This window comes from Mycobacterium lehmannii (assembly GCF_001499925.1).
Lineage (GTDB): Bacteria > Actinomycetota > Actinomycetes > Mycobacteriales > Mycobacteriaceae > Mycobacterium > Mycobacterium lehmannii.
In genome coordinates, this window is the sequence record NZ_LQIR01000045.1 from 81,073 (window position 1) to 95,485 (window position 14,413).

16 protein-coding genes are annotated in these 14,413 nt (G+C 66.3%); 10 read left to right on the forward strand and 6 right to left on the reverse strand.

The features are described 5' to 3' along the window. Nucleotide 1 precedes the first annotated feature (1 nt). A complete protein-coding gene (locus AU192_RS19780) occupies nt 2-1,027 on the reverse strand; it encodes an acyl-CoA dehydrogenase family protein (protein ID WP_064399221.1) in 1,026 nt (341 codons plus the stop codon). Nucleotides 1,028-1,078: 51 nt separating this feature from the next. After that, a complete protein-coding gene (locus AU192_RS19785; protein WP_064399222.1) occupies nt 1,079-2,332 on the reverse strand; it encodes a cytochrome P450 in 1,254 nt (417 codons plus the stop codon). A 129-nt stretch (nt 2,333-2,461) separates the two neighbouring features. On the opposite strand from AU192_RS19785, the gene AU192_RS19790 reads away from it, so the two are divergent. Next, nucleotides 2,462-3,625: a steroid 3-ketoacyl-CoA thiolase gene (locus AU192_RS19790; protein WP_064399223.1), complete on the forward strand. Its 1,164-nt coding sequence runs from the start codon at nt 2,462-2,464 to the stop codon at nt 3,623-3,625. Between the two features lie 48 nt (nt 3,626-3,673). Here the strand turns inward: AU192_RS19790 and AU192_RS19795 are convergent, their stop codons facing one another. Beyond that, complete coding sequence (locus tag AU192_RS19795) at nt 3,674-4,054, reverse strand: DUF8021 domain-containing protein (RefSeq protein ID WP_064399224.1); 381 nt, start codon at nt 4,052-4,054, stop codon at nt 3,674-3,676. Between the two features lie 23 nt (nt 4,055-4,077). On the opposite strand from AU192_RS19795, the gene AU192_RS19800 reads away from it, so the two are divergent. Next, nucleotides 4,078-4,533, forward strand: a complete 456-nt coding sequence (locus AU192_RS19800) for a nitroreductase family deazaflavin-dependent oxidoreductase (RefSeq protein WP_064399366.1) — start codon at nt 4,078-4,080, stop codon at nt 4,531-4,533. 16 nt (nt 4,534-4,549) lie between these two features. Here AU192_RS19800 and AU192_RS19805 read toward each other — a convergent pair whose 3' ends face one another. Both AU192_RS19805 and AU192_RS19810 read right to left on the reverse strand, forming a co-directional pair. Next, nucleotides 4,550-5,455 (reverse strand): SDR family oxidoreductase, encoded by a 906-nt coding sequence (locus AU192_RS19805; protein ID WP_064399225.1) that lies wholly within the window; start codon nt 5,453-5,455, stop codon nt 4,550-4,552. A gap of 18 nt (nt 5,456-5,473) precedes the next feature. After that, the gene (locus tag AU192_RS19810) at nt 5,474-6,229 is read right to left on the reverse strand and encodes an SDR family oxidoreductase (RefSeq protein WP_174522714.1); all 756 of its coding nucleotides are present in this window, start codon (nt 6,227-6,229) and stop codon (nt 5,474-5,476) included. An 82-nt stretch (nt 6,230-6,311) separates the two neighbouring features. Between AU192_RS19810 and echA20 the strand changes: the two genes are divergently transcribed. Genes echA20 through AU192_RS19850 form a run of 8 tightly spaced genes read left to right on the forward strand, consistent with a single transcriptional unit; the run spans nt 6,312 to nt 13,253 of the window. Next, complete coding sequence (echA20, locus tag AU192_RS19815; RefSeq protein WP_064399227.1) at nt 6,312-7,067, forward strand: (7aS)-7a-methyl-1,5-dioxo-2,3,5,6,7,7a-hexahydro-1H-indene-carboxyl-CoA hydrolase; 756 nt, start codon at nt 6,312-6,314, stop codon at nt 7,065-7,067. Then, on the forward strand, nt 7,064-7,939 hold the full coding sequence (gene ipdA, locus AU192_RS19820) for a cholesterol ring-cleaving hydrolase subunit IpdA (protein ID WP_064399228.1): 876 nt from the start codon (nt 7,064-7,066) through the stop codon (nt 7,937-7,939). Before echA20 ends, ipdA begins: the two co-directional genes overlap by 4 nt. Further along, nucleotides 7,936-8,682, forward strand: coding sequence for a cholesterol ring-cleaving hydrolase subunit IpdB (ipdB, locus tag AU192_RS19825; protein ID WP_064399229.1), 747 nt, complete (start codon nt 7,936-7,938; stop codon nt 8,680-8,682). Before ipdA ends, ipdB begins: the two co-directional genes overlap by 4 nt. 2 nt (nt 8,683-8,684) lie before the next feature. Next, nucleotides 8,685-9,755 carry a (3aS,4S,5R,7aS)-5-hydroxy-7a-methyl-1-oxo-octahydro-1H-indene-4-carboxyl-CoA dehydrogenase gene (gene ipdC / locus AU192_RS19830; protein WP_064399367.1) on the forward strand — a complete coding sequence of 357 codons (1,071 nt, stop codon included), beginning with the start codon at nt 8,685-8,687 and terminating at the stop codon, nt 9,753-9,755. A gap of 43 nt (nt 9,756-9,798) precedes the next feature. Further along, nucleotides 9,799-10,452, forward strand: a complete 654-nt coding sequence (locus AU192_RS19835; RefSeq protein ID WP_120275724.1) for a SatD family protein — start codon at nt 9,799-9,801, stop codon at nt 10,450-10,452. Next, nucleotides 10,449-11,174: a hypothetical protein gene (locus AU192_RS19840; RefSeq protein ID WP_064399230.1), complete on the forward strand. Its 726-nt coding sequence runs from the start codon at nt 10,449-10,451 to the stop codon at nt 11,172-11,174. The genes AU192_RS19835 and AU192_RS19840 overlap by 4 nt, the downstream gene beginning before the upstream one ends. A 57-nt stretch (nt 11,175-11,231) precedes the next feature. After that, the gene (locus tag AU192_RS19845) at nt 11,232-12,347 is read left to right on the forward strand and encodes an NDMA-dependent alcohol dehydrogenase (RefSeq protein WP_064399231.1); all 1,116 of its coding nucleotides are present in this window, start codon (nt 11,232-11,234) and stop codon (nt 12,345-12,347) included. An 18-nt stretch (nt 12,348-12,365) separates the two neighbouring features. Beyond that, nucleotides 12,366-13,253, forward strand: coding sequence for a hypothetical protein (locus tag AU192_RS19850; protein ID WP_064399232.1), 888 nt, complete (start codon nt 12,366-12,368; stop codon nt 13,251-13,253). On the opposite strand, the gene fadA6 is transcribed toward AU192_RS19850, so the two are convergent. Beyond that, a complete protein-coding gene (gene fadA6 / locus AU192_RS19855) occupies nt 13,250-14,407 on the reverse strand; it encodes a steroid 3-ketoacyl-CoA thiolase FadA6 (protein ID WP_064399233.1) in 1,158 nt (385 codons plus the stop codon). The genes AU192_RS19850 and fadA6 overlap by 4 nt on opposite strands. Nucleotides 14,408-14,413 lie beyond the last annotated feature (6 nt).

Consider the following 14,413-nt stretch of genomic DNA (forward strand, 5'->3'; position numbering starts at 1 on the left):
CCTATTTCCCGTCCCCTCGCTCGCCCAGTGCGGCTCCCACCAAGTCGAGCCGGTGTGACGGACCACCCACGAGGCGGGCGAGGTCCTTGATCGAGGAGTAGTAGCGGTCCATCGGGTAGGCGATGTCCATACCCATGCCGCCGTGCAGGTGATGGCAGAGCTGCATCACCGGAGGCGCCTGCGAGGCCAGCCAATATCCGAGGATGTCGATATCGTCGTCAGCGTCGCGGCCCTCGGACAGTCGCCAGGTCACCGAGTTGGACGCCAATGTCAGTGTGCGCGAGGCGATGTAGACCTCGGCGAGCTGCGCAGCGACGGTCTGGAAGGTCGACAGCGGCTTGCCGAACTGCTCGCGGTTGGCCACGTAGTCGGCGGTGAGCCGCAGCGCTCCGGCGACCAGCCCCGAAGCCAACGCGCCGATCGCGGCGAGGGCCAGCTGATTGATCCGTCGCGGCTGCGCGCCCTCGAGCGTGCCGTCGACGGCGGCGTCGGTGAACGTCACCGAATACTCGTCACCGTGGTTGGAGGTCGGCGTCTTGGTCACCACCACGCCGTCGGCCTTCGGCGACACCACCACCACGGCGGTGTCGGCGGTGACGACGAGCCAATCCGCCTGTTCCGCATAGGGAACGGCGACCTTCGTACCGTTGAGCCGGCCATCGGCGAACGTGACTGCGGGCCGATCCGGCAGCGGCGCCCCCGGCTCGTTGAGCGCGGCCGTGAGGACTGCGCCTTTGGCGACACCGGACAGATAGCGGTCCTGCTGCTCGTCGGTCGCCGACTCGAGAAGTGGCAACAACCCCAGACCCAGCGTGGCCAACGCGGGGCTGATCGTGGCGTGCCTGCCGATCTCGGTGAGTGCGGTGGCCACCTCGGGCAGGCCGACGCCGTCGCCGCCGAGACGCTCGGGAACCGCCAGGGCTGTCACGCCGCCGGACACCAGTGCGTCCCAGCTGTTGTCCCGGGTCAGCACCGAGGTCACCACGTCGGCGACAGCCTGCTGCCCTTCGTCTGGACTGAAGTCCACCCGAATCCTCCTTGATACCGGGAAATTTCGCGGTCGCTACAACTTACGTCGTCAGCTGTTGGTGACCGGGCACTTTCCGGTGTAATCCACCTGCCAGTGCTTGATACCGTTGAGCCAGCCCGATTTGAGCCGCTCGGGCTCGCCGATCGGCTTGAGATCGGGCATGTGGTCGGCGACCGCGTTGAAGATCAGGTTGATGGTCATCTTCGCCAGGTTCGCGCCGATGCAGTAGTGCGCGCCGGTGCCACCGAAGCCGACGTGCGGATTGGGATCGCGCAGGATGTCGAACTTGTGCGGGTTCTCGAAGACCTCTTCGTCGAAGTTGGCCGAGCGGTAGGACATCACGACCCGCTGCCCCTTCTTGATCTGCACGCCACCCAGCTCGACATCCTCCAACGCGGTGCGCTGGAAGGCCGAAACCGGGGTGGCCCAACGGACGATCTCGTCGGCGGCGGTCTCGGGGCGTTCGCGCTTGTAGAGCTCCCACTGGTCGGGATTCTGCGAGAACGCGATCATCCCGTGGGTGATGGAGTTGCGGGTGGTCTCGTTACCGGCGACCGCGAGCATCACGACGAAGAAGCCGAACTCGTCATCGGAGAGCTTCTCGCCTTCGATGTCGGCCTCGATCAGCTTGGTGACGATGTCTTCGGTCGGGTTCTTGGCCCGCTCCTCGGCCATCTTCATCGCGTACTGGATCAACTCGAACGACGACACCGCAGGATCGACGTCGGCGTACTCGGGGTCTTCGCCGGCGGTCATCTCGTTGGACCAACGGAAGATCTTGTCGCGGTCGTCCTGCGGGACGCCGAGCAGTTCGGCGATGGCCTGCAGCGGAAGTTCGCACGAGACCTGTTCGACGAAGTCGCCGGAGCCCTCGGCCGCGGCGGTCTCGGCGATCTTCTGCGCCCGAGAACGCAGTTCGTCTTCGAGCCGTCCCACGGCGCGGGGCGTGAAGCCGCGCGAGATGATCTTGCGAAGACGGGTGTGCTGCGGCGCGTCCATGTTCAGCAGGACGGCCTTCTGCAGGTCGATGGCATCGCGCGTCATGTCCTGCGGCCAGACCGGGATGGCGCCGTCCGGTGAGCTGCCGAAGACGTCGTTGCGCTTGGAGACCTCTTTGACGTCGGCGTGCTTGGTCACCAGCCAGTAACCCTTGTCGCCGAAGCCGCCGGTGCCACCCGGCACGTCGACCCAGTGGATCGGCTCGGACTTGCGCAACTCGGCCAGCTCTTCGACGGGCAGGCGCTCCAGGTTCAGGCTCGCGTCGAGGAAGTCGAAGTCGGCTGGGATATTCGGGCAAGGCATGGGGGAAGCTCCTCCGCAACAGTTATTGCAACATGTTCTAGTGCCAGTAAAACATGCCTTCTGCGCAGATAAAAGGCAGGTCATCAACGCCGCTTGTCAGAGTAATGAAACGTGTTCTAGCCTGACGGAATGGGTAACCCTGTAATCGTCGAAGCCACCCGTAGCCCCATCGGTAAGCGCAACGGCTGGCTGTCCGGTCTACACGCCACCGAGTTGCTCGGCGCCACCCAGAAGGCCCTTGTGGAAAAGGCTGGGATCGACGCCGCTGATGTCGAGCAGGTCGTCGGGGGCTGTGTCACCCAGTACGGCGAACAGTCCAACAACATCACCCGGGTGAGCTGGCTGGTGGCCGGCCTGCCCGAGCACGTCGGCGCGATGACCGTGGACTGCCAGTGCGGCAGCGGCCAGCAGGCCAACGGGCTCATTGCCGGATTGATCGCAGCGGGCGCCATCGACATCGGCATCGCCTGCGGTATCGAGGCGATGAGCCGCGTCGGCCTCGGCGCCAACGCCGGCCCCGACCGCAGCATCCTGCGGCCGGCGTCGTGGGACATCGACCTGCCCGACCAGTTCACCGCCGCCGAGCGGATCGCCAAACGGCGCGGGATCACCCGTGAGGACATCGACCAGTTCGGCTTCGAGTCCCAGCTCAAGGCCAAGCAGGCATGGGCCGAGGGCCGGTTCGACCGCGAAATCAGCGGCATCGAGGCTCCCGTGCTCGACGAGCAGAAACAGCCCACCAGTGAGCGCCACGTCGTGACGCGCGACCAAGGCCTGCGCGACACCACACTCGAAGGTTTGGCATCGCTGAAGCCGGTACTCGAGGACGGCATCCACACCGCCGGTACCTCGTCGCAGATCTCCGACGGTGCGGCCGCCGTGCTGTGGATGGACGAGGATAAGGCCCGCGCACTCGGGTTGCGTCCGCGGGCGCGCATCGTTAGCCAGGCGCTGGTCGGCGCCGAACCGTACTACCACCTCGACGGGCCGGTTCAGTCGACGGCGAAGGTGCTCGAAAAGGCCGGTATGAAGATGGGCGACATCGACATCGTCGAGATCAACGAGGCTTTCGCTTCGGTCGTTCTGTCGTGGGCCCGGGTGCACGAACCCGACATGGACCGCGTCAACGTCAACGGCGGCGCGATCGCGCTCGGCCACCCCGTCGGCAGCACCGGCAGCCGGCTGATCACCACCGCCCTGCACGAGTTGGAGCGCACCGACAAGAGCACTGCGTTGATCACGATGTGTGCTGGAGGTGCGCTGTCCACAGGCACGATCATCGAACGGATCTAGTCGCACCTCTGCCCGAAGCCGTCGGACAAAGTGGCAGTTTGCGCGCGCTCAGTCGCGCAGCAGTACCGGTCGCACGCGCGCGTGGATGTGGTGGATCTGTCCGTCGTCAGCCGGAATGAGGAACGTCTCCTCGGTGCGGGCACCTACGCGCCGACCCGCGATTCGCGGCTTCGTGACGACGGTGAACGTCGCGTGCACTTCGTCGCCGTCGACGCGGAAGTCGCGATCGACGATCGCCGAGATGATCCGGAACTGTGGCCCGCCATTCAGGCTGCGCCGCAGATGCGCACCCGAGAAGCCGGTCTTGAGACCGTTCTCGATCCTGATGCAGTCCGGCGCGAAGGGGACGTCGTCACCGCGATGGCTGACCAGCGCATCGATATAGGACTCCGCGGCGGCGATGCGATCGATGTCAGAGACTGTGCCCATCGACCGAGCATAGGATGGCGGCCATGCCAAAGTCGCGGCCACGCTTCATGGATACGAAGGCTTCGGACTTCTTCGTCAAACAGATGTCCAGGCTCAACACCTTCATGTATCGCCGCAACAACGGTGAAGGGCTCGGCGGCGAGTTCCAGGGCATCCCGGTGGCCCTGCTGACGACGACCGGGCGCAAGAGTGGCCAACCGCGGGTCAGCCCGCTGTACTTCCACCGCGACGGCGACAAGGTCATCGTCGCCGCGTCGAAGGGCGGCAGCGACAAGCACCCGATGTGGTACCTGAACCTCAAGGCCGATCCCCGCGTCCAGGTGCAGATCAAAAGCGAGGTACTCGATCTGGCCGCGCGCGACGCGACCGAAGAGGAACGTGCGACATACTGGCCACGACTGGTCGAGATGTACCCAACGTACGAGGATTACCAGTCCTGGACCGACCGGGTGATCCCGTTGGTGGTGTGCGAACCCTGACCGACGAACCGGCCGCTCACGCGCCGTAGACCGGCACGGGGGGACGCGCTTTCGTCAGCAGATCGGCGACCACCGGACCGAGTTCGGCCGGATCCCACCGCGCGCCCTTGTCGACCTGGGGCCCGTGCGCCCAGCCCTCGGCGACCCGGACGATCCCGCCTTCGACCTCGAACATGCGGCCGGTGACATCTTTGGATTCGACGCTTCCCAGCCAGACCACCAGCGGCGAGACGTTCTCGGGCGCCATCGCGTCGAAGTCCTGACCTTGGGTGGCCATCATGTCGGCGAACACGGTCTCGGTCATCCGGGTGCGTGCCGACGGCGCGATCGCGTTGACCGTGACGCCGTAGCGACCCATCTCCGCAGCGGCCACCAGGGTCAGGGCCGCGATTCCCGCCTTCGCGGCGCTGTAATTCGCCTGTCCCACACTGCCTTGCAAGCCGGCGCCCGAGCTCGTGTTGATGATCCGGGCATCGACGGGATTGCCGGCCTTGGACTGCGCGCGCCAGTACGCCCCGGCGTGCCGCATAGTGGCGAAGTGTCCCTTGAGGTGCACGGCGATGACGGCGTCGAACTCCTCTTCGCTGGTGTTCGCAAACATCCGGTCGCGCACGATGCCGGCGTTGTTCACCAAGACATCGAGCCCACCGAACGTGTCCACCGCGGTCTGGATCAGGCCTTCGGCCTGGGTCCAGTCGGCGACGTTGGCACCGTTGGCGACGGCTTCCCCTCCGGCTGCGGTGATTTCGTCGACGACGCTTTGCGCGGCGCTACCACCGCCGGCGGGTGACCCGTCGAGTCCCACACCGATGTCGTTGACCACCACGCGGGCGCCCTCGGCGGCGAACGCGAGAGCGTGTGCGCGACCGATGCCGCCGCCGGACCCCGTCACGATGACCACGCGGCCGTCGAGCAATCCCATATTCGTTGTCTCCCTTGACTATTTGATATCGGCAGTGGTGGTTGCGAGGTAGTGCGGCGGCTCGCCGCCGCCGTGCACTTCAAGCGATGCGCCGCTGATGTATGACGCCGCGTCGGAGGCCAGGAATGCCGCCGCCCAACCCACGTCCGCCGGTTTGGCGAGCCGGCCCAGCGGGACGTTGCGCGAGATCGCCGCGATGGAATCCGCATCGCCGTAGAAGAGTTCGGACTGTTCGGTCTCGACCATCCCGACCACGACCGAGTTGACGCGAACCTTCGGCGCCCACTCGACCGCCAACGTGGAGGTGAGGCTTTCCATGCCGGCTTTGGCCGCCCCGTAGGGTGCGGTGCCCGGCGTGGGCCTGCGCCCGCTCACGCTGGCGATGTTGATGATCGACCCGCCACGTTCCTGCTTCTGCATCCGCGCATTCGCGTGGGTGGACACCGAAAGCGGCCCCAGAAGATTGAGTTCGACGATCTTGCGGCTGAACTTGGCCGACGACTCCGCGGCGAGCACGTACGGCGATCCGCCGGCATTGTTGATAACCACGTCGATACGACCGTGACGCTCGGCGACGGTCTCGACCAGCGAGGCGACCGCGTCGTCGTCACGCACATCGCAGGCGTGGAACTCGTACGGCAGGCCCTCGACTGGCCGGCGGGCGCACGTGACGACGGTGGCGCCCTGATCGGCGAACACGGCGCTGATGCCGGCGCCGACCCCGCGCACACCGCCGGTCACCAGCACCACCCTGCCTTCGAGGCCGAGGTTCATGTCTTGCAGGTCGGTCACTGTGCTAGCGTACCAAGCAAGTGCTTGCTTTCCTACCGGACCCAGGAAGTGCTCGGGAGCTCAGATGACTATCAACTCGACCATCACCGAACCGGGAATCGTCTCGGTCACCGTCGACTACCCGCCCGTCAACGCGATTCCGTCGCGCGGCTGGTTCGAACTCGCCGACGAGATCACCAAGGCGGGAGCCGATCCGGAAACGCATGTCGTGATCCTGCGCGCCACCGGCCGAGGCTTCAACGCCGGTGTCGACATCAAGGAGATGCAGCGCACGGAAGGCTTCACCGCGCTGATCGATGCCAACCGCGGCTGCTATGCGGCGTTCAAGGCGGTCTACGAGTGTGCGGTCCCTGTGGTCGCCGCCGTCAACGGATTCTGCGTCGGGGGCGGCATCGGTTTGGTCGGCAACGCCGACGTCATCGTCGCCTCGGACGACGCGACCTTCGGCCTGCCCGAGGTCGAGCGTGGCGCGCTCGGCGCGGCGACGCACCTGTCGCGTTTGGTGCCCCAGCACATGATGCGCCGGTTGTTCTTCACCGCCGCCACGGTCGATGCGGCGACGCTGCACCACTTCGGCTCGGTGCATGAGGTGGTTCCCCGCGATCAACTCGACGAGGCCGCGCTGCGCGTGGCGCGCGACATCGCCGCCAAGGACACCCGGGTGATCCGGGCGGCCAAGGAGGCGCTGAACCTCATCGACGTGCAGAAGGTGAACTCCAGCTACCGCATGGAGCAGGGCTTCACGTTCGAGCTGAACCTGGCAGGCGTGTCAGACGAGCACCGCGACGCGTTCGCTGGCACCGACAAGGGAGCCAAATGAGCGACAAGAGAACAACTCTCGACGACGCCGTCTCGCAGATTCGCAGTGGAATGACCATCGGAATCGGCGGCTGGGGTTCTCGGCGCAAGCCGATGGCGTTCGTGCGGGCGCTGCTGCGCACCGACATAACCGACCTCACGGTCGTCACCTACGGCGGGCCCGACCTCGGGCTGCTGTGCTCTGCGGGCAAGGTGAAACGTGCCTACTACGGCTTCGTGTCGCTCGACTCGCCGCCGTTCTACGACCCGTGGTTCGCCAAGGCGCGCACCACCGGTGCGATCGAGGCCCGCGAGATGGACGAGGGCATGCTTCGGTGCGGACTGCAGGCCGCGGCCCAGCGACTGCCGTTTCTCCCGATCCGGGCCGGGCTGGGCAGCGATGTCCGCGCGTTCTGGGGCGACGAGCTGAAGACCGTGCGGTCCCCATACCCCACCGGCGAGGCCTACGAAGAACTCGTCGCGATGCCCGCGCTCACGCTGGACGCCGCGTTCGTTCACATGAATCTCGGTGACGCTGCGGGCAATGCGGCTTACACCGGCATCGACCCCTACTTCGACGATCTGTACCTGATGGCGGCCGAACGCCGGTTCCTGTCGGTTGAGCAAGTGGTGCCGACCGACGAACTGGTCAAGGCCGTTCCGCCGCAGGCGCTTCTGATCAATCGGATGATGGTCGACACCGTCGTCGAGGCGCCCAACGGTGCGCACTTCACGACGGCCGAGCCTGACTACCGTCGCGACGAGAAGTTCCAGCGCCACTACGCCGAAGCGGCGAAATCCGACGAGTCGTGGCGAGAGTTCGTGCAGACCTATCTGTCGGGCACCGAAACCGACTATCAGGCCGCGGTGCGCAAGCTGCAGGAGGATCAATGATGTCGGTGTCCCGTGCCGAAGTGTGCGCCGTCGCGTGCGCCGAGTTGTTCCGCGACGCCGGTGAGATCATGGTCAGCCCGATGACGACCATGGTCTCGATCGGCGCCCGACTGGCCCGGCTGACCTTCTCCCCCGACATCCTGCTGACCGACGGCGAGGCGCGCCTGCTCGCCGACACGCCCGCACTCGGCGCCGCAGGGGCGATCGAAGGTTGGATGCCGTTCGGTCGGGTCTTCGAGACGCTGGCCTGGGGGCGGCGCCATGTGGTCATGGGCGCCAACCAGATCGACCGCTACGGCAACCAGAACCTGTCGGCATTCGGGCCGCTGCAGCATCCGACCCGCCAGATGTTCGGTGTGCGCGGGGCACCGGGCAACACCATCAACCACGCGACGAGTTACTGGGTGGGCAACCATTCGACGCGGGTGTTCGGTGAATCCGTCGACATCGTCTCCGGTATCGGTTGGGACAAAATCGATCCCGACAATCCGGCGTACCGGTTCGTCAACGTGTACCGGGTGATCACGAACCTCGGCGTGTTCGACTTCAACGGCCCCGATCATCAGATGCGGGCCGTGTCACTGCATCCCGGTATCGAGCCCGAACAGGTCGCCGAGAACACCTCGTTCGAGGTGCACGGCCTGGACTCCGCCGAGCAGACCCGGCTCCCCACCGACGACGAGCAGAGGCTGATCCGTGAGGTGATCGACCCCAGGGGACTGCGGGACAAGGAAATTCGGTGAGCATGCCGGGTAAGCCGACACTGCGCACACCGCTGACCGAGCTCATCGGTATCGAGCATCCGGTGGTCCAGACCGGCATGGGCTGGGTCGCGGGTGCGCGGCTGGTCTCGGCGACGTCGAACGCCGGCGGCCTGGGAATCCTGGCGTCGGCGACCATGACGCTCGAGGAACTGCAGGCGGCGGTCACCAAGGTCAAGAGCACCACGGACAAGCCCTTCGGCATCAACATCCGCGCCGACGCGGGAGACGCCGGAGAACGCATCGACCTGTTGATCCGCGAGGGGGTCAAGGTCGCCTCATTCGCCCTGGCGCCCAAACCGGATCTGATCGCCAAGCTCAAAGACGCCGGCGTCGTGGTGATTCCGTCGGTCGGCCTGGCCAAGCACGCCAAGAAGGTGGCGGGCTGGGGCGCCGACGCGGTGATCGTGCAGGGCGGTGAGGGCGGCGGCCACACGGGGCCGATCGCAACGACATTGTTGTTGCCGTCGGTGCTCGACGCTGTCGAGATCCCGGTCATTGCGGCCGGTGGCTTCTTCGACGGCCGCGGGCTGGCGGCGGCGCTGTCCTACGGCGCGGCCGGAGTCGCGATGGGCACCCGATTCCTGCTGACGTCGGACTCCACGGTGCCGGATGCGGTCAAGCGCCGCTACCTCGAATCGGGCTTGGACGGCACCGTCGTATCGACCCGTGTCGACGGGATGCCGCACCGCGTGCTGCGCACCGGCTTGGTCGAGAAGCTGGAGAGCGGATCGCGACTTCGGGGTTTCTCCGCGGCCGTCCGAAACGCGCAGAAGTTCAAGAAGATGTCGGGCATGACGTGGCGGTCGATGATCCGCGACGGCCTGGAGATGCGGCACGGCAAGGAGTTGACCTGGTCGCAGGTGGTGATGGCCGCTAACACCCCGATGTTGCTCAAAGCCGGTCTGGTCGAGGGCAATACGGACGCAGGGGTGCTGGCATCCGGTCAGGTCGCGGGCATTCTGGATGACCTGCCGTCGTGCGCCGAGCTGATCGAGACCATCGTGGCCGACGCGGTCAAGCACCTGCAGCAGGCCAGCGGCTATATCGAGTGAAGGATATCACTTAATTCTGTAGTAGTGAAGCTATAATCTTCATGTGGCAACACTGAAGCGATCCCCTTCATCGAGTCCGCGCGCCACGCTGATCGGCGATGTGATCGGCTCACGCCACGTGGCCGATCGCGCCGCCACGCATCGCGCACTCAACAAAGCGCTCGCCGACGCGGGCGGCGACGCCGTCGACGCACCCGCGTTCACGGTCGGTGACGAGTTCCAGGGCAGCTATCGGACGGTCGGCGCGGCGATCGAAGCGGCGTTCGTCATTGGTCTGGCCGTCGCGCCCGACATCGATGTCCGCTTCGGTATCGGCTGGGGTTCCGTGACGATCTTGGATTCCGAGTCCGGCATCCAGGACGGGCCGGGGTGGTGGGCCGCCCGCGAAGCGATCGAGTGGACCGCCTCCGCACAACGCCAACCGGGACTGGCCTCGGTGCGCACGTCGTTTCGGGCCGAAGGCGAGAGCCGCCGCGACCTCGACGCGATCAACGCCGCGCTGCTGTGTCGGGACCATCTGATTGGATCGCTCGATGACCGCTCATTGAGGATTGTGAAGGGACTGTTGACCGGCAAGACCAAAAAGGACATCGCGGCGGACGAGGGCATCAGCGCGTCGGCGGTGTCCCAACGCGCGGGCCGCGACGGGTTGGACCTCATCCTGCTCGTGGCGCAGTATCTGCGGAACGTGCCATGAGCGCGGCCGCGGTGCTGCTGATCGCGGTCGGTATCGCCGATGTCCTTCGGCGGCTCGTCGATCGTGTCTGGCTGTCCGCCGCGGCGGCACCCCTTGTCGTGACCGGTTGCGCAGCGGTGGCCGGGTTGTGGCGGTGGGGCGACATCGTGCTGCTCGTCGTGGCGGCGGTAGCCGCGGTCGGCTGGGTGGTGCTCAGTGCGCGAGCCGAACGCACCGGCCGCCGACAGATCGCGCCGCTGGTCGTCTTCGGCGGTGCGCTCGGGGTGCTGATCCTGCTCTCGGGCCTCAGCTCGGAGGTGGCAGGTGTGGCGGCACGGTGGCCGGCATGGGTCGGCATCGCGGTGTCCCCCGACCGGCTCTTGATGATCGTCGGCGTGATGCTCATGCAACTGGTGACCGGGAATCAGTTGGTGCGCTTGGTGCTTGGCTCCGTCGGTGCGGTCAAACCGGTGGGCGAGCCGCAGGCCTCGGACCGGTTGAAAGGCGGGCGGCTCCTCGGTCCGATGGAGCGGGTGCTCATCCTCGGGCTGGGCCTGGCAGGCCAGCTCGCCGCGGCCACGGCCGTCGTCGCCGCCAAGAGCATCATCCGATTCCCGGAGATCAACGCCCAGAAGGCGCGGGAAAACGGAGGAATCGGAATCGACGAAGTGACCGAGTACTTTCTTGTCGGAAGCTTCGCCAGCTGGATCGTCGCACTCGGCGGACTGGCTCTCGCGCACTGAACGGTAAGCCTTTCCATTCGCCCGTAATCCGGCCCCAGGTTTCCTACACTCGCGCCCATGAAGACCAACGCCGCCGTTCTGTGGGGACTCAACGAGCCGTGGAGCATCGAGGAGATCGACCTCGATGGCCCAAAGGAGGGCGAGGTCCTCATCTCGTTCGAGGCCACCGGCCTGTGCCACTCGGACCACCACGCCGTCACGGGTGACTTCGCCGGAGTGCCGCTGCCGATCATCGGCGGACACGAGGGGGCGGGCATCGTCGTCGAACTCGGACCGGGCGTGCGCGGCCTCGAAGTCGGCGACCACGTCGTCACGTCCTTCCTGCCCGCGTGCGGACGCTGCCGCTGGTGCGCAAGCGGGCATCAGAACCTGTGCGACCTCGGCGCTCTGATCCTGGTCGGTTTGCAGGCCGACGGCACATACCGGCGGAAGGTCCGCGGTCAGGACGTCGGGGTCTTGTCGGGCATCGGCAGCTTCTCGCAGTTCGGCACGCTGTCGGAGGCATCGGTCGTCAAGATCGACGACGATCTGCCACTGGCCCGTGCGTGCCTGCTGGGCTGCGGGGTGATGACGGGATGGGGTTCAGCCGTCAACACCGCCGACGTCACACCCGGGGATACAGTCGTGATCATCGGGTGCGGCGGCATCGGCAGCGGCGCGATTCAAGGTGCGCGGCTGGCCGGCGCGGAGCACATCGTGGTCGTCGACCTCGTAGAGAGCAAGCGGGAGAAGGCTTTCGAGTTCGGGGCCACCCACTTCGTGACCTCCATGCCCGAGGCCATGGAACTGGTCGGCGAACTCACCCGCGGCGTGATGGCTGACTCCGCGCTGTTGACCATGGGCGTGCTCGAAGGGCGGATGATCGACGAGGCGCTCAACATCATCCGCAAGGGCGGTGCTGTCGTGATGACGGCGATCGCGTCGATGGCCGACGTCACGCCGACGCTGTCGATGGCGATGATGACGCTGTTCCAGAAGCGCCTGCTGGGCAGCCTCTACGGCGAGGCCAACCCGCGCGCCGACATCCCGCGGCTCCTCAACCTCTACCGCGACGGCAAGCTTCTGCTCGACGAAACCGTCACTGCCGAATACAAACTCAACGACATCAACGAGGGTTACGACGACATGCTGGCGGGGCGCAACATCCGCGGCGTGATCATCCACGACCACTGACGTGATGCCGGAGGCATAGTGCGCTGGCTGTCGCATGTGCGGTCGGTGCTGAGCACCGAGATTCACGCCGTCCGCAATCGCAAGCTGGACCTCAATCCCGCCGATCTCACGCGATTCACGGTTCCGTTGGTCTTCGGTTTGGCGGGTGCGGTGGCGTTCGGCGCCGTGCCGCTGATTGTCATTCGCAGCAGCGTCAGCACTGATGACGTGCTGGTCCCGCTGTTGGGATCGCTGGCCCTGACGGCTGTGGGCACCGCTGTGATGACGTGGTTGATCGCCATCGTGGTGTCCGGTCTCGTTCTGGTGATCGTGTATCGAACCGCGCCGGCTACGGCGTCGCGGTTGGTGATTCGTACCGTCGTCGACTCGTTCGACCGCGTCAGCGATACGGCCGCGCGCCTGGCAACACTCGCGTTGGTGGCCGGCCTCGTCGCCCTGGCGATCGGGCTGCCGACGCGGCCCGACGACGAGCTGGCGCATCCCGTGGTCAACGACCTGCTCACCGCGCAGATCGGAGTGCTCCTGGCTGCGCTCGGCATTGCCTACCTTGCCGAGACCGTGCGCTGCGCCGCCGAACTGGTCGACAGGCAGTCGCTGTTGCTGGCATGGCCGTGGTCGCTTGGGATCTCTTGTGTCAGCTGGATTATCGCGACCAGCGTCGGGCCGTTCCAGACCTCGCGCATGCTGGCGGTCCTGCTCAACGAGTGGCTTCCGGCCACCGTGAACGGGACTCCGCGAACGGAAGTGATCGCCGACCTCCTTCCGGCCGGTGCGAACTGGTGGGCGGCCTTCGCACTGTTGCCTGTGATCGCCGTGGTGTGGGCGCTCGGAGCGCACCGCCATGACGGGTTCGCGACGATGCGAGAGCTCGTCGAGGGCGACAGTGCGGGGCCGCGGGAGGCCTAGAGGAGCTCGATGATCGTGACGTTGGCGGTACCGCCGCCTTCGCACATCGTCTGTAGGCCGTAGCGACCGCCGGTGCGCTCCAACGTGTTCAGCATCGTCGCAAACAACTTCGCACCCGTCGCACCCAGCGGATGACCGAGCGCGATCGCGCCGCCGCTGGGGTTGACCTTGGCCGGGTCTGCGCCGGTCTCCTTGAGCCACGCCATCACAACCGGCGCGAAGGCTTCGTTGATCTCGACGGTGTCGATGTCCTCGATCGACAGGCCGGTCTTCTTCAACGCGTACTCCGTTGCCGGAATCGGCCCGGTCAACATGAACACCGGGTCGGCGCCGCGGGCGCTGATGTGGTGGATGCGGGCGCGGGGCTTGAGTCCGTGGTCCTTGACGGCCTGCTCGGAGGCCAGTAGCACCGCACTGGCGCCGTCGGAGATCTGGCTGGCCATCGCGGCGGTCAGCCGGCCGCCGTCGACCAAGGTCTTGAGGCCGGCCATCTTCTCCAGCGAGGTGTCACGGGGGCCCTCGTCGGTGACGAACCCGTCGACCGGAATGATCTCGTTCTCGAAGTGACCGGAGCGGATCGCCTCTTGTGCCCGTTCGTGGCTCGTCAGCGAGTACTGCTCCATCTCCTCGCGCGAAATGTCCCACTTCTCCGCGATCAGCTCGGCGCCGCGGAACTGTGAGATCTCCTGATCGCCGTAGCGGTGCAGCCAGCTCTTGGATTCGTTCGTGGGCGAGGTGAAGCCGAACTGCTCGGCGACGGTCATCGCCGACGAGATCGGGATCTGGCTCATGTTCTGCATGCCGCCGGCGACGATGAGGTCGGCTGTTCCGGACATGATCGCTTGTGCGCCAAAGGAAACGGCCTGCTGGCTGGACCCGCACTGGCGGTCGACGGTGACGCCCGGCACCTCTTCCGGGTAGCCGGCCGCCAGCCACGAGAGGCGAGCGATGTTGCCGGCCTGCGGACCGATCGCATCGACGCAACCGGCGATGACATCGTCGACCGCGCCGGGATCCACGTCGACGCGGTCGAACAGGCCACGCCATGCGGCAGCGCCCAGATCCACGGGATGCACACCGGCCAGCGATCCGTTGCGCTTGCCGACTGCGGTGCGAACCGCGTCGATGACGTAAGCCTGCGATGTTGGAGTCATGGTTTC